24 protein-coding genes, 1 pseudogene and 1 riboswitch are annotated in these 25,378 nt (G+C 51.8%); of the genes and pseudogenes, 10 read left to right on the top strand and 15 right to left on the bottom strand.

The window, feature by feature from the left end:
* Positions 1–122 precede the first annotated feature (122 nt).
* On the bottom strand, positions 123–473 hold the full coding sequence (locus AC6HVW_RS12650) for a hypothetical protein (RefSeq protein ID WP_039995080.1): 351 nt from the start codon (positions 471–473) through the stop codon (positions 123–125).
* A gap of 10 nt (positions 474–483) precedes the next feature.
* The gene (locus AC6HVW_RS12655; RefSeq protein WP_497569498.1) at positions 484–726 is read right to left on the bottom strand and encodes a DUF4354 family protein; all 243 of its coding nucleotides are present in this window, start codon (positions 724–726) and stop codon (positions 484–486) included.
* An 82-nt stretch (positions 727–808) separates the two neighbouring features.
* On the opposite strand from AC6HVW_RS12655, the gene AC6HVW_RS12660 reads away from it, so the two are divergent.
* Positions 809–2,134 (top strand): glycoside hydrolase family 10-like protein, encoded by a 1,326-nt coding sequence (locus AC6HVW_RS12660; RefSeq protein ID WP_497569499.1) that lies wholly within the window; start codon positions 809–811, stop codon positions 2,132–2,134.
* 34 nt (positions 2,135–2,168) lie between these two features.
* Here AC6HVW_RS12660 and blaSFDC read toward each other — a convergent pair whose 3' ends face one another.
* Positions 2,169–3,317, bottom strand: coding sequence for an SFDC family class C beta-lactamase (gene blaSFDC, locus AC6HVW_RS12665; protein WP_071683545.1), 1,149 nt, complete (start codon positions 3,315–3,317; stop codon positions 2,169–2,171).
* A 256-nt stretch (positions 3,318–3,573) separates the two neighbouring features.
* Between blaSFDC and AC6HVW_RS12670 the strand changes: the two genes are divergently transcribed.
* Positions 3,574–4,470, top strand: a complete 897-nt coding sequence (locus AC6HVW_RS12670) for a PhzF family phenazine biosynthesis protein (protein WP_497569460.1) — start codon at positions 3,574–3,576, stop codon at positions 4,468–4,470.
* A gap of 198 nt (positions 4,471–4,668) precedes the next feature.
* Here the strand turns inward: AC6HVW_RS12670 and AC6HVW_RS12675 are convergent, their stop codons facing one another.
* Positions 4,669–5,391 carry a phospholipase D-like domain-containing protein gene (locus AC6HVW_RS12675; RefSeq protein WP_217497029.1) on the bottom strand — a complete coding sequence of 241 codons (723 nt, stop codon included), beginning with the start codon at positions 5,389–5,391 and terminating at the stop codon, positions 4,669–4,671.
* 13 nt (positions 5,392–5,404) lie between these two features.
* On the bottom strand, positions 5,405–6,025 hold the full coding sequence (locus AC6HVW_RS12680) for a histidine phosphatase family protein (RefSeq protein WP_071683543.1): 621 nt from the start codon (positions 6,023–6,025) through the stop codon (positions 5,405–5,407).
* Positions 6,026–6,120: 95 nt separating this feature from the next.
* Between AC6HVW_RS12680 and AC6HVW_RS12685 the strand changes: the two genes are divergently transcribed.
* The 5 genes from AC6HVW_RS12685 to AC6HVW_RS12705 all read left to right on the top strand — a co-directional run bounded on the left by AC6HVW_RS12685 (position 6,121) and on the right by AC6HVW_RS12705 (position 9,990).
* A complete protein-coding gene (locus AC6HVW_RS12685; protein WP_071683542.1) occupies positions 6,121–6,819 on the top strand; it encodes an RluA family pseudouridine synthase in 699 nt (232 codons plus the stop codon).
* A 327-nt stretch (positions 6,820–7,146) separates the two neighbouring features.
* Entirely contained in the window at positions 7,147–7,467 is a 321-nt protein-coding gene (gene yegR, locus AC6HVW_RS12690; RefSeq protein WP_071683541.1) for a lipoprotein YegR, read from the top strand.
* A 393-nt stretch (positions 7,468–7,860) separates the two neighbouring features.
* Complete coding sequence (locus AC6HVW_RS12695) at positions 7,861–8,265, top strand: NUDIX hydrolase (protein ID WP_071683540.1); 405 nt, start codon at positions 7,861–7,863, stop codon at positions 8,263–8,265.
* A 59-nt stretch (positions 8,266–8,324) separates the two neighbouring features.
* On the top strand, positions 8,325–8,879 hold the full coding sequence (locus AC6HVW_RS12700; RefSeq protein ID WP_071683539.1) for a GNAT family N-acetyltransferase: 555 nt from the start codon (positions 8,325–8,327) through the stop codon (positions 8,877–8,879).
* Positions 8,880–8,943: 64 nt separating this feature from the next.
* On the top strand, positions 8,944–9,990 hold the full coding sequence (locus AC6HVW_RS12705; protein ID WP_071683538.1) for an NAD(P)/FAD-dependent oxidoreductase: 1,047 nt from the start codon (positions 8,944–8,946) through the stop codon (positions 9,988–9,990).
* Positions 9,991–10,058: 68 nt separating this feature from the next.
* Here the strand turns inward: AC6HVW_RS12705 and AC6HVW_RS12710 are convergent, their stop codons facing one another.
* The 4 genes from AC6HVW_RS12710 to AC6HVW_RS12725 form a co-directional block, all read right to left on the bottom strand.
* Positions 10,059–10,571: a GrpB family protein gene (locus AC6HVW_RS12710; protein ID WP_071683537.1), complete on the bottom strand. Its 513-nt coding sequence runs from the start codon at positions 10,569–10,571 to the stop codon at positions 10,059–10,061.
* A gap of 2 nt (positions 10,572–10,573) precedes the next feature.
* The gene (locus AC6HVW_RS12715; protein WP_071683536.1) at positions 10,574–10,960 is read right to left on the bottom strand and encodes a VOC family protein; all 387 of its coding nucleotides are present in this window, start codon (positions 10,958–10,960) and stop codon (positions 10,574–10,576) included.
* Between the two features lie 661 nt (positions 10,961–11,621).
* On the bottom strand, positions 11,622–12,581 hold the full coding sequence (locus tag AC6HVW_RS12720; protein ID WP_071683703.1) for a hypothetical protein: 960 nt from the start codon (positions 12,579–12,581) through the stop codon (positions 11,622–11,624).
* 96 nt (positions 12,582–12,677) lie between these two features.
* The gene (locus AC6HVW_RS12725) at positions 12,678–13,190 is read right to left on the bottom strand and encodes a hypothetical protein (RefSeq protein ID WP_497569461.1); all 513 of its coding nucleotides are present in this window, start codon (positions 13,188–13,190) and stop codon (positions 12,678–12,680) included.
* 383 nt (positions 13,191–13,573) lie between these two features.
* On the opposite strand from AC6HVW_RS12725, the gene AC6HVW_RS12730 reads away from it, so the two are divergent.
* The 3 genes from AC6HVW_RS12730 (at position 13,574) to AC6HVW_RS12740 (ending at position 15,417) form a co-directional block, all read left to right on the top strand.
* Positions 13,574–14,752, top strand: coding sequence for a hypothetical protein (locus AC6HVW_RS12730; RefSeq protein ID WP_497569462.1), 1,179 nt, complete (start codon positions 13,574–13,576; stop codon positions 14,750–14,752).
* A gap of 128 nt (positions 14,753–14,880) precedes the next feature.
* Positions 14,881–15,078, top strand: a complete 198-nt coding sequence (locus AC6HVW_RS12735; RefSeq protein ID WP_497569463.1) for a dihydrofolate reductase family protein — start codon at positions 14,881–14,883, stop codon at positions 15,076–15,078.
* 27 nt (positions 15,079–15,105) lie between these two features.
* Complete coding sequence (locus AC6HVW_RS12740) at positions 15,106–15,417, top strand: dihydrofolate reductase family protein (protein WP_497569464.1); 312 nt, start codon at positions 15,106–15,108, stop codon at positions 15,415–15,417.
* Between the two features lie 59 nt (positions 15,418–15,476).
* On the opposite strand, the pseudogene AC6HVW_RS12745 reads toward AC6HVW_RS12740, so the two are convergent.
* The 6 genes and pseudogenes from AC6HVW_RS12745 to AC6HVW_RS12770 all read right to left on the bottom strand — a co-directional run.
* A pseudogene (locus tag AC6HVW_RS12745) lies at positions 15,477–15,599 on the bottom strand (MerR family DNA-binding transcriptional regulator); the annotation flags it as partial.
* A gap of 221 nt (positions 15,600–15,820) precedes the next feature.
* A complete protein-coding gene (locus AC6HVW_RS12750) occupies positions 15,821–18,376 on the bottom strand; it encodes a heavy metal translocating P-type ATPase (protein ID WP_497569465.1) in 2,556 nt (851 codons plus the stop codon).
* 143 nt (positions 18,377–18,519) lie between these two features.
* On the bottom strand, positions 18,520–19,536 hold the full coding sequence (locus AC6HVW_RS12755) for a sodium:calcium antiporter (RefSeq protein WP_021177954.1): 1,017 nt from the start codon (positions 19,534–19,536) through the stop codon (positions 18,520–18,522).
* A gap of 119 nt (positions 19,537–19,655) precedes the next feature.
* A riboswitch (yybP-ykoY riboswitch) is annotated at positions 19,656–19,783 on the bottom strand.
* Positions 19,784–19,816: 33 nt separating this feature from the next.
* Entirely contained in the window at positions 19,817–21,871 is a 2,055-nt protein-coding gene (locus AC6HVW_RS12760) for a YehQ family protein (protein WP_071683530.1), read from the bottom strand.
* Positions 21,868–22,992 carry a VWA domain-containing protein gene (locus AC6HVW_RS12765; protein ID WP_186486951.1) on the bottom strand — a complete coding sequence of 375 codons (1,125 nt, stop codon included), beginning with the start codon at positions 22,990–22,992 and terminating at the stop codon, positions 21,868–21,870. Before AC6HVW_RS12765 ends, AC6HVW_RS12760 begins: the two co-directional genes overlap by 4 nt.
* Positions 22,992–25,376, bottom strand: a complete 2,385-nt coding sequence (locus AC6HVW_RS12770; RefSeq protein WP_497569466.1) for a DUF5682 family protein — start codon at positions 25,374–25,376, stop codon at positions 22,992–22,994. The genes AC6HVW_RS12765 and AC6HVW_RS12770 overlap by 1 nt, the downstream gene beginning before the upstream one ends.
* Positions 25,377–25,378: the final 2 nt, after the last annotated feature.

Below are 25,378 nucleotides of genomic sequence, written 5' to 3' on the forward strand. Positions count from 1 at the left end.
TTTCGGTCCCCACCAAAGATTTCGTTACCCGCAAAATCCCATTTTGTGCTCCGGGCGTTGTATCAGCCTGGAGCACAGCTCTTTGCATCAAAAATGCAGACTTCAGAAACGCGGCCTGCTATTTATAGCCAGCTGGTGTTTTTCCAACCTTTTTTTGCCATGCAGGCAGTAAATGCAGCTTTCCGGCTATTTATATTCACGTCCAAGGGGTAGCTTTCAACGCCTAATTTATTTTCATATTTATAACCACTACTATTACAACCATCGTCATCTTTATTGCATTTCAATGAAACCTGCTTTTCAACGCTTCTGGTAGCGACCTCATTTTTAACCGGGTACTGAGCTAATGACTCAGTTTCGCAAAGGTTATTCGCCTCTTGCAGGGTCATTGTTGGCGTACCTAACGGTTCCCATGTGGCAGCACAGCCTGAAAGAATAATGGCGGGAAAAACAGCAAATAGGCGTTTGTTCATAAAAGATTCTTTAGTTAAATTGAAGGAGTAATTTGTTAGCAGAGGACGCTTGTAAACATAACTTACTGAAATCGAGGTCTTTATCGGACAAGTTAGTCACTACAACGGTGAAATCCTTGGGATAGAAGACATCATAGTGTAACGGATTTAAACGGCAGATTAACGGGCATACTCCAATCCAACTCCTTGAGAGGAAACGATGCAGCAGGTCACCACAATCAGCTGGCGTCCAATCAATCTGCCCTACCGGTATTGACTAAAATTCGAATAATAAGAGAATGATAAGATTGTGTTGGGGGTTCTCCCCAGTGAGTAATCAATAGAAGCCGGAGCGAATCATCGCCTGTTCTCATAGCTTTACCAAAGTTAAACAGCTAGGCGTACTTCTTGCCGGTGTGCTTTCACTGGCCAGTTGCACCTCCGAACCTGCGAAATCCTTAGTCACTCCGTTGCCTTCGGTGGCAAAACAGCCCCTACCGGGTAAATCACAGCAAAGCCAGGAACCCGTGCGCGGCATCTGGCTGGCAACCGTTTCCCGCTTAGACTGGCCGCCAGTGACATCGGTCAATGCCAGCAGCCCAGACATCCGCATTCGCCAACAGCAAGAAGCACTGAAAGGCAAGCTGGATAAACTGCAGACGCTGGGTATCAACACCGTTTTTTTCCAGGTTAAGCCTGATGGCACTGCCCTCTGGGCATCAAAAATTTTGCCATGGTCAGATGTGTTGACGGGGAATATTGGCGACAACCCAGGCTATGATCCGCTGCAGTTTATGCTGGATGAAGCCCACAAGCGTGGCATGAAAGTCCATGCCTGGTTTAACCCCTACCGGGTATCCGTTAACACCAAACCAGTAACCATTGATAAACTGAACCGCACATTGTCGCAGCAGCCAGCCAGCGTCTATGTGCTACACCCCGACTGGATCCGCATCGCAGGCGACCGATTTGTGCTCGATCCAGGTATCCCTGAGGTGTGGGACTGGATCACCAGCATCGTGGCGGAGGTGGTTGCCAACTATGATATTGACGGCGTGCAATTTGATGATTATTTCTATGCGGAGTCCCCTGGATCCGTGCTCAACGACAGCCAGACCTTCAAAAAGTATGGGCAACATTTTGGATCCAAAGCGGACTGGCGGCGAGACAATACTAAGCAATTGGTTGGGCAAGTTTCTCGGACTATCAAGAAGTTGAAGCCCGACGTTGAATTTGGTGTCAGCCCTTCTGGCGTATGGCGTAACCACTCACACGATGCGGCAGGTTCCAATACGCGAGGGGCTGCAGCCTATGATGAATCTTATGCCGACACCCGCAGTTGGGTACAGCTTGGTTTACTGGATTACATTGCCCCACAGCTGTATTGGCCCTTCGCGCGTGACGCGGCCCGTTATGATGTGCTCGCCAAATGGTGGGCGAATGTGGTGGCCTCCACCAATACGCGTCTTTATATCGGCGTTGCACTGTATAAAGTTGGGATCCCGTCAAAGAACGAGCCGGATTGGATGGTCAACGGTGGCGTGCAGGAGTTACAAAAGCAGCTGGATTTGAACGAGTCCGTATCGCAAATCAAAGGCACGATCCTGTTCAGAGAGAACTATCTCAATCAGCCACAGACCCAGCAGGCAGTCAATTACCTGAAAAGTCGCTGGGGCAGTTGAGAGATTTAGGGGGCAATATGCCCCCTGCTAAAAATTACTTCTGCAACGCATCAAGAATGCGGTAAGCCGCCTCAACCCGCACAGGATTAGGATAATTTTTGTTAGCCAGCATCACGATGCCGAGATCCTGTTGAGGAATGAAGGCTACATAGCTGCCAAATCCACCGGTTGAGCCGGTTTTATGTACCCAAGAGGCGCTTGATAGTGGCGCTGGCGGAGTGATTTTTGTGACGCTCAGCGCTGCCAGTGCGTTTTTATTATCGCTACCCTCGACCACGGTTTTCTCTTTAACCGGCCAGTTCAGCATTTCCCAACCCAGACCTTGATACATATCACCGGCATGCCAGTAGCGCGACTGGGCAAGCATAATCCCCTTCTGCAGCGAGGTATCCTTCACTTTGGCAGGCACCATGTTGGCCTGCACCCAGCTAGCCATATCTTCTATCGACGACTTCACTCCGTAGGCTTCGGCATCGAACATGCCCGGAGAAACGCGAACCGCTTTCCCATCGCGATAGCCCCAGGCATAGTGCTTATCTTCCTGCTGCGGCACGTTTATCCAGGTTTGCGATAGCTTCAACGGTTGGAACACGCGTTGGGTCATCGCCTGTTCAAAACTCATGCCTGACGGTTTGACCATCAGTGCCCCAAACAGGCCAATACTGGCGTTCGAGTAAAGGCGCTTGGTGCCCGGAGCCCACTGCGGTTGCCAGGTTTGATAATAATTCTGCAGCGATGCTTCATCGGTAACATTTTCCGGTATCTGCAGCGGTAAGCCACCGGCGGTATAGGTTGCCAGGTGCAGCAAGGTGATCCCTTGCCATTGCTTGCCCGACAACGCAGGCCAATACTTGCTCGCCGGATCGCCAAGGTTGATTTCACCGCGAGCAATGGCATCTCCGCCCAGTACTCCAGTGAACGTTTTACTGACCGAACCCAGCTCGAATAAGGTCTGCTGCGTGACGGGTTGCTTGCCGGCAACGTCTGCCAATCCCCAGGTGAAGTAGTAAGGCTGCCCCTGATAAATCACCGCCACGGCCATGCCGGGAATGCCCTGTTCTTGCATCAATGGCGCAACGGTGCGATTTACAATGTCGGCTATCTGTTTTTCCGTTTGCGGTGCGGCAAACACTGAACCTGACGTGGCGAGCAACAGCACACAGGATAGGGATTTCTTCAACATTGCTATTTTCCGTAATTGAGGGTTAAGGGGTCTATCAGACGCGCTTAGTTTGTAGAACTTGATGTTGGGCGGCAAACGGTAAAATTTAGCATCTGTTGCAAGTTTTTCTATTGGCTTAGGTGATAACCCTTGGCGTTAAATCAATCTCAATGAGTGCCAACGTATCACAAAACCCAACCATTTTAAGGTATTAGCAATTGATGTCAGTCATTTAATAGCGCTATCATCAAGCCTTGTATCTAGCGGATGACGGCAAATGCTCAGAAAAGATGATGTGAAACCTCGCGCCTACAAACAGGTGGATGTATTTACCACTTCGCCATTGCAGGGGAATCCCTTGGCGGTGATCCTGGAGGCTGAGGGCTTGAATGAAATGCAGATGCTTTCATTAGCTCGCTGGACCAACCTTTCGGAAACGACGTTTGTTTTCAAACCGACTAATCCGCTAGCCGACTATCAGGTGCGCATTTTTACCCCCGAAAAAGAGCTACCCTTTGCCGGGCATCCGACTTTGGGTACGGCCCATGCATTGTTGGAGGCTGGGCTGGTGACCAAACAGCCGGGGGTGGTGATGCAAGAATGCGGGGTTGGTCTGGTTGCGGTCAATATCTTACCTGAAGGAACGCTGGCGTTTGCTGCGCCGGCGGTAACGCTTCGAACGTTGACTACAGCAGAAAGGGAAACGCTAATGGCCGCTTTTCAACCTGCGGTTATTGAAGCCGATACGGTGCCGGTAATTGCCGACATGGGTATTCGCTGGCTTATGGTACGTCTGCCAAGCGCTCAATCCTGCCTGACGATGACGCCGGATCATGCCACGATTAAGAAGCTGCAAACCGATCATGAGGTTGATGGTGTGGTGATTTATAGTGCCTATTCATCGGGGCAGCCAGCAGATTATGAAATGCGAGCGTTTCTAGTTGAAGGGGGTAAGTTGGTAGAGGACCCAGTGACCGGTAGTGCCAATGCATGCCTGGCCCGTTTGTTGAAGGAAAATAACTTCCCCGACGGTGGCTCAACGGCACAGGCGTATCAGGTTCGACAAGGCACCCAACTACATCGCGATGGCCGGGTTAGCGTTCGCTTTATTGACGGTGAGCCTTGGATTGGTGGGAAGAGTTGCACGCTGATTAATGGTGAGTTGCACATTTAGCAGTGGCGATAATTCACGGAGTATCGACATCGTGACCGGGAATGGGTACGGTGCCCTTTCCCGGCATTAATGGCAGAGTGGTACAATCCGACCACTTTGCCTGGTTGTTTTCAGTATCTATCATGATAGAGGTACGATGGCAAAATTTGCGTTCAAGAACTCACCGTTATTGGGAACGATGCGACTTTATTCAACGCATTATACACCAATGTTCCATTCTGGTTTTATATACTCTGAAGTCCAATCAAGTTTCTCTGATATGGCTGCTATTTGAGTGTACTCTCTGAAATAGGCATCAACGATTTTCTTATTGGTTATATATAAAGCATTTTCCAGGGAATGAGTCGCATTCTTGGAAAAATTGAATGAACCAGTCCAAACAGCATATGGCTCTATGACGTGCACTGGATAACCGCAATCATCGACTTGCTCTACATTTGCAAAAACCAAAAATTTATTATGCATTCTTGGCAACACTCCTTTCTTAAATGTGTCGTTATACCCTACACATCTAACCGGATCTAATGGATAATCTTTACTTAAAGACATTGCGCCGAGTATCCAGTATTCAAACTCACCTCGATGAATAGAGCATTTAAGCTTTGAATAACATGAGTGAAGCCATTTCTTCCATTCTTCATATGATTTTTCACTGCGGTCAGGCCTTAAAAAATCCTCTTTTTGAACAACAACTTGGACATGCTCGCGTGATGAAAGTGCATTGAGTATGTTACCGTTTGTTAACCAGGCAATGGCTCCAAAAACAGAGTTGGCACTTTCAATGTGTTCAATAAGCCTCTTCTCAATATCTCTGAAGTAGGCGGAAACACCATTATCATCGATTACGTTATTATTTTCCAGCTTCATATAATCTAAAACGCCATCGTTACTTGGCTGGAAGTCATTTAAGTTCATTGTCATTAACTCTACTCATTTATATTGCCAACTTACGTAAATGTGTCGCGATCCCCCATCGGAGAGTGACGCACTTATCCCCAACCAAGTCTAAAACAGAGTAACATGCGTTCGGTTGAGCATAACGGGGAAAATTGTCGATTCTTCCCTCTTTGAGCAAGGCCAGTACTCCCTGGCTGACTTGGCCGTGAGATACAATGCATATTGTCTGGTGTGGAGCTACCGCTTGCTGGTGGTGCATAAAATTGATAACTCGCAGAGAAGCCTGAGTCAGCGACTCGCCGCCAGGGGGACAAAACTGCGCATCTCGCCCAAATAGCAACTCTGCTTCATTGGGGTGGTCATATTGTATTTGTTCCCGTGTCATCCCTTCATAATGACCGAATGCCTGCTCTTTCAGCGCAGGTTCCGCAACCAACGGGCAGAGAAAACAGTCCGCCAGTGCCTGCCCCATGTGCCAGGCTCGACCAAGGGGAGAAGCGTAGACACAATCTGTAGGGTAAGCGGCGTCTGTTAATGCTGCCAGTAAAGCTGATGTCTCAAGCACACCTCGTTTAGTCACCGGACTGTCCATATGCCCCTGGATAATGCCGCGCTGATTCCATTCCGTTTGCGCATGTCGTACAAGTATCACTTTCATCAAAAATTACCGTTACTCAATCAGGCTAAAGGCCAGATTCGCCAGCCTGCTGAAAATTCGTTATTATCCACATCCACTCTCTATCCGGCAGCATGATGTCTACGATTTTCGATACTTTTATTGCCCCACCGTGCCATGACGAGATAGAGATCCTCTATCAGGACGATCACCTGGTGCTCATCAATAAGCCCGCCGGGCTGCTCAGCCTCTCGGGAAAGAATCCGCAAAATCTCGATTCGGTGCATCATCGGCTGGTAAAGATATTCCCCGGCTGCACCCTGATTCACCGCCTTGATTTCGGCACTTCCGGGCTGATGGTGGTTGCACGCAATAAGGCTATCAACGCCGCTCTCTGCCAGCAGTTCAGCCAGCGCACCGTGACCAAAGTTTACAGCGCACTGCTCTGCGGACACCTGAATGACAACAACGGGTTGATAGACGCTGCGATTGCCAAGGACCCGGCGCTGTTCCCGCTGATGTCGATTTGCTCAATCTACGGCAAGCCCGCTCGCTCCCACTATCGTGTTGTTGAACGCTTTTATCGCGAGTTGGAAGACGGGACTTCACTGCCTTTGACGCGTGTAGAACTAACCCCGGAGACCGGGCGCACCCATCAACTACGCATTCACTGCCAGCAGTTGGGACACCCTATTTTGGGCTGCGATCTGTATGGCGGTCTCCTGCTGCCGGGCACCGAACGGACGCCGCGGTTGATGCTGCATGCCAGTGAGTTGCATTTTGTTCACCCTATCAGTGAAAAGTTAATCAAAGTCAGTAATGCCTGCCCGTTCTGAAAGTGAAAGTATCTCTCACGGTGTCGTGACCTGCACTCCGTTGAGTAATTCAACGTAGTGCTTGCAAAGTTCGTTACCAGCCACTGGGGAGAACTATGTAGGCTAAAAGCGAGGAGCGGAAGTTAGGAATGCATACTTACATCGATGTGTCTTGAATCATGTGGAGCAGATCACCTGACGTTCTTGTTTGTCGGTTAGTGTGACTATTTCTCCAAATATTCAATATGATAACCTTATGCAAATCTATAAATAGCAATTGGTTTAATTAATGTTTCATTCCAGCTTGTAGAATAGAGGCTAACCAAATACATAAGGATTATTCTTCTCATGAAAACATCAATAATTGCTACCACTATTTTAATCGGTGCTTTTTTAAGCGGATGCGCTGTGCAAAATGATAAAACACAGTTTCAAGGCCTGGGTTTGACATATCAGTCTGATGTCAAAAAACTGGATAATGGGGACTATCTCACTGAGGTAGAAGCAGCTCCTGCTGCAGGTCGTATACAGGGAGCTATTGGCACTGCAACTAAAAAGGCTTCTGATTTTTGTAGGGTACAAAATAAATCCATGAGTGAAGTCAAAACTGATATTGATACACACTTACTTGTTAATGGCGTTGCTCGCCTGACGTTCAAATGCGTTTAAATATTCCCAAGTTTTATTACTTTGCATAAAACTGAGAGGGCTGCTGTGAAATATGCTCTCTCTGTGCATATTCTTACGGTGACAAGGTGGCAATATAGTTATCCCCTAAAAACGGCCCTTTCCCTGTTAGAGACCTTCCGATATTCACCTATTAATACCAATCCCTCCATTCTTTAAGGGCTAAGGGGCGGTTTGCTTGAGCTATGAGTAACGTCCGCTCCTGGCACTGAGCGGACGGTCAGATCTTATACAACCCAAAGCAGAAAGTGTCAGATTAAGTATAAAACGCCCTGTTTATCAGCTTTGCCTGACTAGGCTAGGAATCACCCTCCCCACTCTGGTACATTTGATGTCTCACGCGGGGTGGTTTTCTACCAAACAACGGGATTCAGAATGTCAGAGAGTAAGCAAATTCATATAGCTGCAGCCATCATAACCGATCGAGCTGGCCGGGTCCTTCTGGTCAGGAAACGCAACACGGAGTGGTTTATGCAACCGGGTGGAAAAATTGAATCCGGTGAGCGGCCAGAGGTGGCACTTGCGCGTGAACTGGAAGAGGAACTGAATGCCTCCTTCAATCCTGATGAGATGATCCCACTAGGGCGCTTTACGGATCTCGCAGCAAACGAGCCTGGGCATATGCTGATTGCTGACATGTTCAGAGTCAGCACTGAAGAGACACACTTTCTGCCCGCTGCAGAAATCGAAGAAGTGATATGGTTTGAACCCTCTGATAACCAGCCGTTGCAACTGGCCCCGCTAACCAAAAATCATATTCTTTCCTTGTTGGATCGATAATGTGTCGTTCGCAGTATCAGCCTCTTCTCCATAGCAAAACACTATAAAAGGATAATTTCTTGCATTCGATTACCCTGCCATTCTCCACCGAGCGCCTGCGGCTACGCCGTTTTACCCCTGACGATCTCCACGCCTATGCAGCTTACCATCGCCAGCCTGAAGTCTACCGCTACTTGTATGCACCACCGCCGGAGCTGGCGCAAATGGAAAAGCGGTTGGCAAAGGCAGTAGCCTCTCGTTTCAGTGAAGATGGTGACACTTTTTATTGTGCCGTCACATTGAAAGATAGCGGCGAACTCATTGGTGAAGTGTTACTGAAGCTGGCCAGCAGCACGGCGCTGCAGGGAGAAATCGGTTATATCTTCAACCCGGTTTATGCCGGTAAAGGCTATGGGGCAGAAGCGGTACGTTCGGTGCTGGAACGCGGCTTCACCGAAGTGGGTTTCCACCGCATTTTTGCCCGACTTGATGCAGCTAATCGCGGCTCTATCGGCGTGGTCGAACGCTTGGGTATGCGCAAAGAAGCACATTTACGACAGAACGATCGCTTTGATGGTCAATGGGGCGATGAACTGATTTATGCGCTACTGAAGCAAGAATGGCCACAAAACTGATGCCGAGGGGTTACGGCGGATTCGCTGATATCTAGGAGTTGGCCCTTTTATATAAGGAAACAAAATGTGCTCCACTAAAAAAAATATGATTATTGTGGGCGCGGGGATTATAGGGGCCTCAATCGCTTATCATTTGGCCAGCCGTGGAATGAAAGTGACCGTTATCGACCGAGCGCATCCAGCTTCTGGTGCCACCGGCAGCGCTTTTGGCTGGATCCACACCACCGTGAGTGACGATGCCCCGGATGCACTTCTCCGCCAAGCATCGGCGGAAGACTGGCACAGGTTAGAAAAAGAAATTCCGGAGCTTTCTATACGTTGGGCCGGTGCGTTAAGTTATGGGGCCGATTCGCCTTGCGAACAAGATGAGTCGAAAATACTTCAGCAGTCTGATATATCCCTGCTGGAGCCAGCGATGAATGCCCCACCTTCACGGGCGCATTATGCCGATCAGGATGGCGCAATGGATCCTGCAGAGGCCACCCGATCCCTGCTGGATAAGGCCTGCTGTCTTGGCGCGGAGTTGAAAACACAGACGCTAGTCACCGGGTTTAGGAAAGAGGGAAATAGAATCATAGGCATCGAAACAGCGGAAGGCATATTAGAAGCGGATTGTGTCATTCTGGCCTGTGGGACGGGTATAACTTCGCTGCTGAGCATGATAGGGATTACGCTCCCGATCGTGGCTTCGCCAGCCATTCTCCTCCGTTACCGCGTGACAAAGCACGTTGTTAATACCCTAATATCGGGCGATGACATTGAAGTTCGCCATGCATTTAACGGAGATCTCCTGGCAGCCGAGGATTATCCGGTTACGGGTGATACTGAAGCAGTGGCATCTGAAACCCTCACGGCGATAAAAAGCAGGTTACAAGGAACGGCATCGGCCTATCTTCTCAGGCAGTCGGTAGGACAACGACCTGTACCGCAGGACGGACATCCTGTCATTGGGTTTATTGATGATATAACGGGCATTTACGTGGCGGTCATGCACCCTGGCGTAACCTGCGCGGCAACTGTCGGAAGGATGGTGAGTGAAGAACTGACCATCGGTAAAAACCCGGAAATTCCTGAAAGCTATCGACCTACCCGTTTAACGACTCATGGCTAAATTCAGATAACATCTGAAACTTTCATTATTTAAAACGATTAGCATAACATTCGGGCGGGATGCTCTTTCTATCGTGCTTGGCCCATTAGCGCTAAACGAAGATGATGTTCAATGAAGTCCGCTTTAAAGGCGCTATAGCGATGATTATCGCTTTCACTTGCTAGCAACGCAACACGTTTTATCTCGGCATATTGTTCTGCTACTTTCTTGTTTTTTATCAAATAATCACGAAATGCCAGATGCTTTACGATCTGCGCATCGCCTAAAGTGAAAGCATGGACTTGGTGACTACGTTGATCCTCGCCCTTGGTGAAATACCTGCGATTTTGGATACCATTTTCACCCCGCGCAGTATATCCGGCTCGTTCCATTGCAGCGTTTAAGTTATCCAAAGCATTCAGGCTAACAACCTCCATCAATATGTCTATGACTGGTTTTGCTGCCAAACCCGGTACCGACGTGCTGCCAATGTGGTGAATTCGCGAGATCACCTTGCCAATTGTTATCTGCAACATAGAGCTTTCGGTTTCAAATAGGTCAGGCCACTGCTCATCGTAAGGAACAAGAGTCACTTTTCGCATATTCACTCCCTCTCCAGATCTTGGCCAACCACCATTCTGTGGCCATCGGGAGTACCTATGGTGAATTCACGCATGCCATGCGCTTTATCAACGGGGGGCGCCAGTATGATTGCTCCCTTGCTGACAAATTCGTCATAAAGTGTCTGGGCATCATCGACATACAGATATGCAAAATAGTTGTGATCGCCGGTATCCGAGGGTGACATCGCATCTGGTGAATGGCCTAACATGATACGCACGCATCCCCTAGTGGCAAGTTGCCAGCCCATCCCCTCCGGCCATACCAAGTCAAATCCCAGGACATCGCCAAAATAAGCAGAGCTTGTTTTGAGATCGCGAACTGCAATCACAAACGAACTGGACTGAAAGCTGGCGATAGGTTTAGTCATCAGTTGGTTCCACTTCTAGATTTTGTAGACCAGAGAGCGTAGCACAGGTTAGAGGATCTGCTTTGCCTGACTAACATTGATCCCGGCCAGGAGTCACCCTCCCTATTCTGGAAACTTTTCCTATGGCATTTCTTTTTGTTCAAAATTAACTTTGCGCCTAATTTTTCTCTTGGGTTTTTTAACGATAGACGAATGGTTAGTATTCTGGTCACCATGTATGAACTTGGCATAAAGGAATGACATAAATTTAGGATTACTCCAGTCCTTTGTGATTTTATTTTCCAATTTTTTTTCGATTAACAAATGTTGATAATTACTCACGTATTTTTGTTGCTGAATCCCCATTTCTAAAGCTATATGTTTGAGGTGTTCAGAACTACATACGTTCAAGTAAATGTCCGGAAAATAAAGGCTCAATAGCTTGGCCCGAAAACGAGTCCCTTCCCAGCCGCCCGCTAGCCGGGGAAATCTTAAAACAGCCTGAGGTATCCCAACTGCCGTGGATTTTGGTGGTTGCGCTAGATATCATCCTCCACTCGTCCCAAACACTGGCAAAACTTTGCCCACGCTTGTTTGCACTGTACTGGTAATTTTAATGACTCATTGATTATTCTGGCGGGCGCAGCATGCAGCGCCCCTACGCTGTGATTCCGATGAGGGTTTATTTCTTCGCCAACCAAGGAGACGTCGTGCTCCAGAAAATGATATCTGCACCGAGATAGTCTTCTGCGAATTGTACAAACTCGTCCTTGCTAAATGGCTTGCCCGTATTGGGGGTCCTGTAGGTCAATGTCGGCTCCTGCACTGCCATGGCAACGAGTGCCAGCTTATTTTTGTATTTGTTGAAGAACGGATATGAGTTCTTCATTTGCGCCTTACGGTTGGGAACAATATCTGGACCGCCAAGTCCAATATTGTTGGCACTTGCGAACTCAAACAGTCGCCCCATGTAATTGTGGTCGTTGTTCCATTCGCACGGCCAGAAATTTACATATTGCACCACATGTGACCTGGTGAACACCTTGCGCGCAAAGGTGAGATTTTCCATTTCGCCTGCGAAATAGTTATCGCAGGTAAATCCCTTAGGTGGCCTTTTCTCGTCAAGATCAATGGCTGTTTCGGGTAAGTTCACACCATAGACTCGGCCATCGAAACGCTCTGCAAGCGCTGCCAACAGAGCCTGATAACGTTGGCGCACAGCGGGATCCCACTGCTGCGCCACCCAACCCGAGCCAATCGGCTTTCCTTCGCCAGGATTGTCAAATTGTGGCGATATCCCACCACCGTACCTGGCATCATTCATCAGATAATCAGGAACGTATCGGGCATTCTGTTCGAAAAACCGATCCTGGATCTGGATGAAAAGTTTTTTCTTGGCCCCTTTAAGACGAGCCAGATCCTGCTCAATCTGCGAAAAGTTGTACTTGTTCTTCTCAGGTTCGAGTGAGCGCCAATTGTAAACGATCTGCGCACCGCCAATGTCGCTACGCGCCAAAATGACTGACGCCGCTTCAAGATCGCCTGAGCTGGTATAGACAAAGTTTTCTGGCATTTTAGCTAATACAGGCAGTGTCGCAGTAAGCAATGTTAGTGCGACAGTGAGCCTAATGCGTATGGTCAAGAGGTTATCCCTTTTTAATGGTTTGGTTTGCCGTGTGATGCCTGGCCCTTGGCACAGAGCACGAGTTTGCATACATGCAAAGCCTGTCGCTGAAAACTATCTGAAACTCCATTGTGCGCTAACGACAAAGATTGAGGGAAGAATAATACCACTTTCCACCCCAAAGTAGCTGGTAAAGTTGTATTGAACCGCATGATAGATATAGGGAGAGAACCCCACGCCGGTAGTATCCTTGAACTTTTTATATGAGCCGTCATTACCACATTGACTGAAAGCATCAAAAAAGAACTCACCAACATATCCGTAAACACCCTTAAAAACCCATCCAGAGTCATTAGACATCCAGTATCTTCGCAGACCCAGTGCGATACAGCGGTCATTGAAACTGTTTTTCATTGTGCCAACCAAAATACTATATTTTGAATCCTCAGAAAACTTTCGTTCTACGGAGAAAAATTTGTTATCAAAGTTCTCCGTGTATTGTCCCTCATTGTTTATCGTATGATACACAAAGGAGCCGGTGTTAATAGAGTATAAATTTATTTCACCTGCGACACATGCGGGCACCACTGTTAACAAACATACCATAGCCACTGACTTATTAAGCATTTAAATGACCTCTTTAAATATGAGTGGTGCTGTTTGAGAGCCCTCTTCTCCTGAGAGATACGGTGCAGTGACTCTGTACGTTTTTCTCTCAGTAACGCTTAGCGCAAGTAGCGCTACAGCAGACAAAGGGGCTGCAATGACCAGCAGGCACACGGCAATCAAACGGGGGAACGAAGGTTTTGCCATACCAAGCTTCTTCCATCACGGATACATCTATTAACAGTAGTACATTCTTTATGGCGGACAAGCATGAACAAGGTGGTGAAATTCGCCTCCCAGCACCCGGTAGCGAACACGCTCGGAGAATGCAGCCCCCCTCTATTCACCACATCCCCGATCGGATAGTATTTCCCCACTGAAGGAATAATCAAAAGCAGCGATCCATGGACATCTCAGACTTAGGCCAAGCCCGCAGTAATACCGTCAGTAAGCTCCTCAATGCGCCAGGTTTTGCGGCCTTGCTGATTGAACACGGTTGGGCGGCATTCCCAGATCGTTTTTTAAAAGCCGTCGCTAATGCGCAAGATACCGCCACTCAGGTTCTGCTAGATGTGCTGCCCGCCTTGTCGCTGGATGTGAAAATTCAGGTGGCGCAGCAAAGCAAACAGCCGTTTATCGTGCCTTGCATGGTATGGCCAGAGTTGGTCTGGCGTTGGCAACCATGGCAGTATGCCAGCGAGGCATTGGCATGGGAGGCGTTGAATTCCCACTATCCAACGCTGGTAGAGGGGCTTGCCAGCCAATCAATGGCTTCAAGAGCAGACCATGACCGGGCTGCGGACAAAGTGTACTCAGACTATTTTTTGGACCCCGTTGGCCCTATCCTTGATAAGTCGGCAGCCAACCCGGCATGGCCAGCATGCTGGGCAAATATTGCTATTCATCATCCGGATGAGGCCGTGCGTGAAAATATGATTTTCCGGCTGGTCAATCCCTCTAAAGCCCTGTTGCAGTCACTGACCAAAGATCCTTCTCATTTGGTCAGGTGCCGGCTGGTTTCTCACTATCATGAAGATGAAGCGTTGATGATGGAGCTACTGGACGACGTCAATGTATGGGTCAGAGGTGAACTGGCGGAACGTGCCATATCCAGCCATATATTGGCCCAGCTTAGTCAATCGATGGATCTGTTTGTCCTGAGCAGGCTGGCTCATAACCGGCAGTTTTTCCTTAATCCAAATCCGAGCACAGGCGCCCGACTCGTATGGCAAAAGCTGGCGCAGCATCCCTACGTGTTTACCGAGGAGTGCTTTGCCGGTATGGCAGCACTGACGGAAGATGACATGATAGATTGGCCAATCTTTTCTCGTTGGGTGGAACAACTCGCGGTTAGGTGTCCTCAAGTACGCGATAAAACGCCGCCGTTCCGCACCTTTGGCTATGCTGAATTTCCGGCTTCTGATACCAATTTGTACGACACTGCCAGCAGTCTGTTTCAGTTTAACCGTTCGCTGGCACTCAACCCTTTGACTCCAGTAGCGATCCTCCGCTTATTCAGCCAGTGCCCATTTGAGCCGTTGAGGCAGGAGGTTGCCCAGAATCCAGTCTTGCCTGCATGCTAATACGCCTGATGATAAAGTGGTGAAGTTCGCCGAAGAAGCGCAAGTCGCAAGACTGCTGACAACACCCAACAGGCTAAAAACGTAGGGGCGCTGCATGCTGCGCCCGCTTAGCAAACCAAGGATATCGAATGTCGAAGTTAATTTATTATGTTGCAGCATCTATGGATGGCTACATTGCCACCCAGGATCATGAGCTTGACTGGCTGACTAATTTTATTTTAGGCGATGATGCTACACCTTATGATGATTTCTACCAGAGTATTGGTGCGGTGATTATGGGAGGCAAAACCTACAGCTGGATAATGGAAAATTCCCATGGCGACTGACCTTATAAAGATATTCCGGCGTTCATTTTGACAAGTCAGGATCTGGCAATACCGCAAGGCACAGGTATAAGTAAAGTTTGTGGCAATGCTAATGATATTGCCAGGCATGCAAAACTGGCGGCAAAAGGTAAGGATGTTTGGGTCGTTGGAGGGGGTCAGTCCGCTGCATTTTTCGCCGATGCTGGTGAATTGGACCAATTACATATCACAACCATTCCCGTATTTCTGGGGGAAGGGATCAAGATCCTACCAGTCAACCGTAACGTGGTTGTGACACCAGTGACCAACAGGTTTTTACAAAGTGGTGCGTTAGAAAGCGTGTTAACTATAAGAAAGTAGTGCCCATTAGACGCCGTGGAATGTGATCGGCGGATAAAACGCAGGCTATGTACGTCCTAAGAGCTGTAATGGCGGTAGCCCGCATCCGAGCGTATGGCCTAGGGGAGCAAACCGATCTGTTCGTAGTAGCGGATCATTTTGGCTGAAACGCCGGAGGAGTTGGCTGCTTGACCGATATTCATCGTTCACTCCTTCATGGGGCTACAACTGGTCTCCCTCACCCCAGCCCTCTCCCCAAGGAGAGGGAGCTGATTCGGAGCTGCGGTCAGGTGTGGAGATCAACTTACACAGCCTCGAAGCTCCGGAGCTAAGGTAAACACTTGAATCCATTTGTAGCACGGTCGGTCCCCTCTCCCTGTGGGAGAGGGTTAGGGTGAGGGGCATCACCATGGCCCGACATCGGTCATTTACTTGCGGTAACGGGGATAATCTCCGCCCCGCTTTCCGCCGTCCCGCTAGAAGCCTCAACCGTCATCGGAGCCTGGAAGCGCTTAAGCCGCAGCGCGTTGCCGAGAACAAAGACGCTGGAGAGCGCCATCGCCGCCGCCGCGAAGATCGGCGAAAGCAAAGTACCGTTCCATGGATAAAGCGCACCTGCCGCCACCGGGATCAGCACCGCGTTATAGGCAAAGGCCCAGAACAGGTTCTGTTTGATGTTGCGGATCGTCGCCTGGCTGAGTGCGATAGCGTTCGGCACCCCGCGCAGGTCGCCAGACATCAACACTACGTCGGCCGCCTCGATAGCTACATCGGTACCGGTGCCGATGGCTAGCCCTACGTCCGCTTCCGCCAACGCTGGGGCGTCGTTGATACCGTCCCCCACAAAGGCTACTCGCGCCCCGTTGACCCGGAACTTTTTCAGCGCAGCAACCTTGCCGTCGGGCAATACCTCTGCCGCAACTTCATCAATACCGAGCTGTTTGGCGATCGCCGCCGCCGTTGCCGCATTGTCGCCGGTGATCATCGCCACTTTGAGGCCCAGCGCGTGCAGCGCCTTAATAGCCTCTGGCGTGGTTTCCTTGATCGGATCGGCAACCGCAATAATCGCCGCCAGGCGACCGTCGATAGCGGCATAGAGCGGGCTCTTACCCTGTTCACCCAGGCGCTGGGCGGCAGACTTGAAGCTCGCCACATCATGGCCAAGCTGCGTCATGAACCGATCCGCACCGACGGAGACCACCCTGCCATCAACCTTGGCCGTTACGCCAAAGCCCGGCACGGCGTCGAAGCCTTCAACGGGGGCCAGCGTGATGCCTTGCTGTTTGGCGGCCAGCACAATCGCTTCGGCGATCGGGTGCTCAGAGCGGGTTTCAACCGCCGCCACCAGAGCCAGCACTTCACTGTACTCAAAACCCTTGGCGGGAACGAGATCGGTGAGTTCTGGGCGTCCTTTGGTCAAGGTGCCGGTCTTGTCGAGGGCGATAACGCTCACGTCACGCAGCGCCTGCAAGGCTTCCCCTTTACGGAACAACACGCCAAGTTCTGCGGCGCGCCCGGTACCGACCATAATTGATGTCGGCGTAGCCAGCCCCATGGCGCACGGGCAAGCGATAATCAGCACCGCCACCGCATTCACCAACGCAAAGGTCAGCGCCGGATCCGGGCCGAAGATCAGCCAGACCAGGAACGTCAGCGCGGCGGCAGCCATCACTGCCGGTACGAACCACATGGTCACCTTATCAACCAGCGCCTGGATCGGTAGCTTGGAGCCCTGCGCTTCCTCAACCAGGCGGATGATCTGCGCCAGCACGGTATTGGCCCCAACCTTGGTGACGCGGAAGCTGAAAGCACCGGTCTTGTTGATGGTGCCACCCACAACGGCAGCGCCTACGCCCTTCGATACGGGTAACGGCTCGCCGGTGATCATGCTCTCATCCACATAAGATGCCCCCTCGACGACCTCGCCATCGACAGGGATCTTCTCCCCTGGTCGAACGAATACCACATCACCGGTGGTCACCTGATCGAGCGGGATCTCAACGGTCTCGCCGTTGCGTTCAACACGCGCGGTCTTGGCCTGAAGCCCGACCAGCCGTTTGATGGCCTGAGACGTTCGCCCCTTGGCGCGAGCCTCCAACGTGCGCCCAAGCAGGATCAAGGTCACGATGACCGCGGCGGCTTCGAAGTAAACGTTAGCGGTTCCTTTAGGCAGCACCTCGGGAATGAAAGTCGCCACCACCGAATAGCCGTACGCCGCTGCCGTACCCACCGACACCAGCGAGTTCATATCGGGAGCACCACGCAACAACGCCGGGATACCCTTGCGGAAAAAGCGCAGGCCCGGGCCGAACAGCACCAGGGTGGCGAGTACAAACTGTATATACCAGCTCGTCTGTTCACCCAAAACGCCTTGCACCCAATGGTGCATCGGGGGAATAAGGTGCGAGCCCATCTCAAGGATAAAGACCGGCAAAGTGAGAATGCCCGCTATCAGCAAAGAGCGGCGTAAGCCGCGCGCTTCATTCTCGCGGCGTTCAGTATCCTGATCGTTTATATTCGGCGTTTCGGCAGACAAACGACGGGCCTTGTAACCCGCCTGCACAACCGCCGCTTCAAGGTCAGCGGTGGAGATAACCCCGGCGAGGTGCCGTACCCGCGCACGCTCGGTCGCCAGGTTGACGCTGGCAGAGAGGACGCCTGGAAGTTGTGTCAGCGCCTTCTCAACTCTTCCGACGCAGGATGCGCAGGTCATCTCTTCTATCGCCAGTTCGGTAGTCTCTTCACGGACGGCGTAACCGGCACTCTCGATAGCACTAACGGTCGCTTGTAGATCGGCCACGCCGCTAAAGGTGACATCTGCCCGCTCGGTGGCAAGATTGACCGTAGCTGTTTGCACGCCAGGAACGGCTTTTAAAGCGCGTTCGACACGGCCAACGCACGATGCACAGGTCATTCCTTCGACCGGCAGGCTCAGACGAGCCGCTTGATTGGAACCTGATGGGACGAAAACGGAAGCCATGGTTCTACTCCTGGGAAGTTTCGGTAACAAAAAGCTTAAACCTTCCCACAAGGGGAAGGTCAAGGTCTGTGAGCAATCAGTTCCGTGGGGGAGTGAGCAGGGTTATCGCTTTGACCTACATCGGATGCAGGGATGGTAATTATTTAGCCGCTAAATGAGATTGAGGCGATAATATAAGCGAAATAGAAAGCCCCATTAATAAATAGCATCCACACTTTCAGATTTTTGTTTCTGGCGTTGATCCACAGCCAAAATGCCGATGAAAGCGTAATAAACACCCCGATCAGCACTTCATGCCGGGGTTGCCATGGCGTCAATAATATCCCGATGGCGGGTAATATGGTGCCTTGGAAAACCATGGCGCCGGTAATATTGCCTAATGCCAGAGTATCCTTCCCTTTGCGAATCCATAGAATGCTGTTCACCTTCTCTGGCAATTCGGTCGCTATAGGAATGATAATCAATGACAGTAACAACACAGAGATGCCAAGCTTTTCCGATACTGCGGCAACGCCGTCTATAAAACCTAAAGCCCCCGCCACCAATACGCCCAAACCAATTAAAGTTTGCAGGATGATGGTGAATAGCGTGGTGGGCAATCCCACTCGGGATAAGAACATGACGTTATCTGCTGCGGTTCCATTGCCTTCAGCCACTAATTTTTTCGACGCGTGTAAGGTTTTTACAATGTAGGTGACATAAAGCAAGACCAACAACACGCTGACGCCCATCCTGGCGACTTTCATCTCTACAGGAATGAACAAGGCGATTGCGGCTAACACAAAAGCCAGCAGGAAGAAATGCGTATCTCGTATAAACCCGGTGGGCTCTGGGGTGATTGCCCCGTTAATACCCCGCCGTCTTACCACAGCCAGCGCCATCAAAAAGACAGACAGCGTAGACAGCATCAGCGGCGCGCCCAATATCGCCCCCACGCCAATCTCTTCGTTAACATTAGCCGCCGACGTGCCGGCAACCAGAGCCAAAATGGGTACCATGGTTTCAGGCAAGGCGGTGCCAATAGCGGCAAAAAGCGAACCGGTTACCCCTTCAGAGATCTTCAACCTTTCGCCAAGGTGTTCCAGGGCATTGGTGAAAATTTCAGAGGCAATCAATATGATGATTAAGGATATCGCGAGCTGGAAAAATGACAGTGTCATCCTTTAGCCCTCAATTTGCCCGGTTTTTTGCTGAGGTAATTTGAGAATAAAACAGAAAAAAGGGTCATGATGGAAATACCGACTGGACGTTGTAAACCATGGTGTAATATTCCTCGTCCAATCCAAAAGAAATATTACCCCTATGGTCTCGCCAATCTGCTCGACGGATGTGCCACAGCAACTTGCTGAGTATGTTGACACATCCTCCTTCATGATGAAGGAAGGCTACTCCCCAAATGAGTGGGGCAAGCTTAGTCGAACTGTCATGGCACTGTCAAAGTCAATTACTCTGCCGGTCTTTCACCAGGCGCAGCGTTTGATAAATCGTCATCAACCGGTGGACTAATTCTGTGTGGTTATTAGAGCGAATACGCTCGGGTAACTCGTTTAACCCTGCAGACAGCTGCATCAGGCCATAGCCATTTAGCGCCTCGGCCAACATTTCCACCCGTTCAATTCCACGCCCCCCAAGATGCCGGATCCCCTGCTGTAGCCACTGAGCCAGCAACGTTTCGGTGTCTGCCAACGCTTGCTGCATACCTGAACGCTGTTGCAGATCGGCCTGGCGCTCCATCGGGAAAGGTTCAGCCTCATCGGCACACAGCGAGAATATCTGGGTGTCACTGGCTACGGCCAGCGGCTCGATAAACAGCTTGCCTGACTCGATCTTCACCTTGCCTGAAATCAACCGTGGCGGAGTTGCTGGCGTGAGCATTGCCCTGGCCAATACCTCTATAGCCTGAGGGGCGGCACTATCGTAATTTAGTGACACCGTCACAAAATTATCATCACGATCCTCTCCGCTTAAGATATCAATCTGCAAGCACTGTAATGCCGGGTCCCAGCACCAGTCGAGCACCTCGCTAACCGGTAAGATATGCAGCTGTTCGATCGGCTGTCTGGGACGTACAAAATCTGGCAATGCCAGCTGGAGATGACGTTTCAGCGCTGCGGCATCAGACTGCCTGAGCGGTTCCCCCAACAGCCCCCACGCACGGGCAGAGAGCGGCAACACGCTGGTATATTGCTTACCGCTGGCAATGTCTAACGCCCCGTTTGCCCGGCGCTTGGCAGCATTGGTGATCACCTGGCAGGCTGCCAGTTTTTTTACCGGGTGGCCGGCAATCCTGCGGCTGCCTATCGGCGTCGCCACGCCTTGTGGATGGCTATTTTTAGGCCACTGGCGTTCGATCACCATCAGCGCCTGGGAGTCCGGGTCGGTGTAGATCAGATCCACCCCTTCCTGCTGTTCGTCGGCCCAATAACGCGCGCCGAGTGATACCAGTTTCAGATGTTCCAGTTGGATCTCACCTTTGACGCCCAGGCCAAGAATTTCAGCCGCTGGAAGGCGTGGTAAGCTTTGCTGCTGCGCCTGTTGGTCCATGCACCTGGCCGCGACTAACCGGGCGGAAAGCCCGCTGATGCGCTGCAAGAATTCGACCGGATGATAGCGGCTTGAACGATTATGCTGATCGGCCATCCCTTGCTGAATATCTGCCAGGCTTTCGCTAATCCAGCGCCACTGAAGCTGCTGGGCATGGCGACTCACTTCCGCCATCAGCGGTTTGATGGCCCTCTCTGGCTGGCTGCTGCCGTCCGACCACAGTTTGAGCAGCAATTTATCCAACGACGTTTGTAATAGCACCGCCTCTGGCTGGTCAAATAAGGCGTTTGCCTGCGCCTGTTCGACGTTGGGCAAGCGGATTTGCAGCGTTAACTGCTCAAAATCCGGCTGGCTGAGTTCGGCCTGCTCAAACCCCCAGACGGCCATCACAATATGCTCGCAAATCGTCTCCTGAATACAGTCACAGCGCGCATGTGCCAAGCTGCTACGGGAGAAAAACCGCACGTCACACATCGGTAAGCGAGCAGACGGAGTGGCTTGCGCCCCGCTGCCTTTGCTCAATTGCACCACGACGCTGCTCTGGATCAGCTTTTTAGCCCGGCTAATCACCGAGTGCGGGACATCACTAAGCTGTTCACTAAATCTGGCCGGTGACCAACCTGCTGCAGGTTCTGGCTGCGGCGCATCGTCAGCTTCTGGGGACACTCCAGTGGCATGTAACGCTTGATAGGCCAGGACCAGCGTGACCCGATGGCGGCACATGCTGCTGGCCGGGCAGCTACAGGTCGCATCCCGCAAGGTTTTACCTGGCGGAAAAGTGACTTGGTTGCCGTCGCCGAACTTGGCCTCAATACAGCCGTCGTCACGCTCTGTCAGTTCAGGCAGTTTTCCTTCTGCGACTTCTTTCTGCGCGCGCTTGACGAAGCCCGCGTTGCTTAACGCCATCAGGGCTTCCGGCGTGAGTTCGAGTAAATCGGAACGTTGAGTCATCCTTGTACCTTTTCAGCCAGCCAGGCCGCCAGTTCGCCGGGCGTCATGGCGCCAATCTGCGCGCCGACCGCGACCAGTCGGTTAGCCATGTCACGATCGTATTGTGGGTTAGCCTGATGATCTAACGCTGCCAGCCCCAGCACTTTGGCTCCGGCCTGAATGCAGGTGCGCACCCGCCGTATCAGCTCGCTTTCGCTGGCGCCCTCGAAGAAATCGCTCAGCACTACCACGATCGTACGCTGGGGATTGGTGATGCAGGACTGGGCATAGCCCACCGCCTTGGCGATATTAGTGCCGCCACCGAGCTGCACCTTCATCAGCAGTTCAACCGGATCGCTGACGTCTGCGGTCAAGTCCACCACGGCGGTATCAAAGGCGACCAGCCGGGTTTGCATGCCCGGTAAATTCCACAGGCAGGCCGCCATCACGGCGGCATGGATCACCGAATCCACCATGGAACCACTCTGGTCTACCAGCAGGATGATGTCCCAACGTTCACTATGGCGTTTAACCCGGCTCATAAACGCCGGGGTTTCGATAAACAGCTTGCCGTGCTGCGGGCTCCAGCGATGCAGGTTTTCGGCAACGGTGCGTTTAAAATCAAAGTTACGCGCCACTTTGACCTGTGAGGGACGGCGCCGATCGCGGCTACCGGAAAATGACTGGCGCACGTCACGCGCCAGGCGTTCCATGATCCGCCGAACCACTTCCGCCACCAACCGGCGTGCGGCAGCCAACACCTGCGGATTCATCAAATGTTTGGTATGTAACACCGCTTTCAGTAACGCTTCCGAGGGTTCAATACGTTCCAGCACGTCAAGATTGGTGACCACATCGTCAATGCCGTAGCGCTCAACCGCGTCCACCTCCAGCCGTTCGATCACTTCTTTGGGGAACAGCTGATGAATTTCATTAATCCACTCAGGCGTGGTCAGGTTGGATTTACCCAGGCTAGCTCCGCGCTCACCGCGGGCCAAACGTTCCGGATCCCGGCCATACAGCCATTCCAGGGCGCTATCAACTGAGCGATAGTGATCGTCTAGTTCACCCAGCGAGGCCTCGGCGGCTTCACCTAACAGCAAGCGCCAGCGTTGTAACTCTGGAGTTAATTGATTCGCCATTACACCAGCCCCCATTGGCCAAGGATTTCCAGTGCCCGCTTTTCGGCCTGTTGCATTGCAGCAATCTCTTGCGGCGTTGCGGCAGTAATTTCGCGATTTAACGACGAAACCGGCAAATGCCCCGCCTGATGCAGCTCAAGTATCTGGCGGGCAAACTCACCGCGCTCCCTGGGTGGCAGCCAGGCAAATGCACCGCGCATCGCGGGTAAGGCCAACAGGAAGTCTTCGTCGTCCAGTGCGGTAACCAACTGGTTCAGGCCGTCAACAAAGGTTAAATCCTGGGTCAACTGGTGGCGCGCCAACGCAATCAATCCGCTGAGCGCATCACCCATTTTATTGGCTGCCAGGGTGGCCAGCAGCGCTAGCGGTTGTGTCATCACCGATACGGTATCAGGCTGGGTGTCGTTCAGGCTGAGCAACGCGCCCAAAGCCGCACCACGGCTTAGCGGATCGGCATCGGTAGACGCGGCTTTTCTTTGCCAAACGGTGAGCGCGCGATCGGCTTCCAGCGCGGGAAATAACGTATTGCGGTCGGCATCAGGCAGCGCGAGCAGATCCCGGGTCACCAAGCGGATCGCCTGAAATGCCGCAATGTGTCGATGGCTGTCGGCGGGGTTCACGCTGCCATAGCTTTCACATAGCCATAGTGCACGGTCGAAGGTTATCTGGATCACCGTCAACAAGATCGCTGATCCTTGCATACCCACGCTTTCACCGTGGCGATACAGCGTGTGGGCAGCTTCCAACGCGAAGCCGAGGTCCTCAAAGCTCCCTTCCTGGCTCACAGCCGCAGTGAGCTGTTCTACTACCCGGCTGCTGAAATCCGCCAGCCCGGCCAACGCCGCCTGATTCAGTAATTTAACCAGCGCAACCACTATCCCCTGGCTACCGTGCAGCTCCAGCAAGGCTTCTTCCAGCTTGGCCAGTGCGGCATCGGCAAGCGTAGCACCATAGGAGGCCGCCTCAATCAGCGCAGCAACCTGCTCAAGCGGTGCTCGAAGCTGCCAGTGTTCGCTCATTTCACCCGACATGGCTTGCCCAACGCCTTTCAGGCAGTGGATGCCCGGGATCGCCAATAGCGATAACTGATGTAAAGCTCTGCTGCGCTGGCGATCCTCAGGTTTAAGCAGGTCGAGTTTGACCTCCGAGGGGATCGTAATCGCCAACCGTTCAAGTTCGAGCTCCAGCGAAATCAACAACGGCGGACGTGGCGTATTGGCCGCCAATTTACCGTGAGACTCCCCGGCCAATACCGCCATCATCTGTACCAGGATAGGCTCGGTTCCTGGCCGTAAAGGACCGCGATAGGTCCACGGCAGCGGGACATCCATCGCCTCTTTCACCAGCGAACCGGCCATGGCATCCAACCAGTCATTGCGTAACGGCAACTGGTGGCCGCGCAGCCGCGCAAGTGCCTGAACCCGTAGATAAACCGCGCCCATATCGGCGGTAGACGCCGGTAGGTTAAGCTTGCGCAGCCGTTCAAGTATGCGTTGGAAAGCGTATAGCCCGGCCTGCTCCAAGCCAAATTCCCACACCCACTGCTGAAACGCCGGTGACGGCATGCCGGAAGCATAGCCAGTGAAAGCATCCAGCCGCTTATAGCTGTAGGGCACCAAATAAGAGCCGGTGGTGTATTGAGTGTCGCCTTGCCAGTCATCAAAACATTGACTTATAGCAGGCAGTTCAGGCTCATGATCTTCACCGGGGAGGTTATGCCACAGCTTCATCAAGGCGGGTGCGTGATAGCCGCCACACACCACTAACACGGCCCCGTCCCGTTGATCCATGGCCCAGCGGATCCAACGGGCCATCATGGCTTCACGATCCTGGTTGCCCTGCGAACCGGGAACCTCTCCGCGTAACCGTTCGAAATAGTGGCTTAGACGTTGCTCCAGCTCGCGCACGTCGCACTGATCTTCAAATAACCGATCCCAAAGCGCATCGCTCCCCTGAATGCCCAGCTCTTGGCTCAGTGCCTGTTCAAAATCCTCTGCCCGTTGCTGTTGTTCGGCATCGGCTAAATCGGCGTAGCGGTTAGCAATATCGGCAAACGCAACATGCCAGGCCGGCAGATCCATAAAGCGTATTTCCGCCTTGATCGCCCGCGCTTGTTGCAGCGCCTGCCACTCTGGAGAATGCTCGGCAAACGGTGACCAGGAACCTCTGCGCACGCCCTGCCCAGGCTGTTGCGGCACGCCATAGCTATAGATAGCCAGCGGCAGCTTATGGGGCAAAAACAGCTCATCAAGCCGGGAGTTGAAGTCCATCGGCCCTTCTATCAGCACGTAGCGCGGTTTCAGGGCGCTAATTCTCGCCGCTACCAGCCGGGCACAGGCCGGGCTGTGGTGGCGGATGCCAATGATTTCCGGTGATTTATTCATTA

Source organism: Serratia sp. NCCP-200 (genome assembly GCF_059697885.1).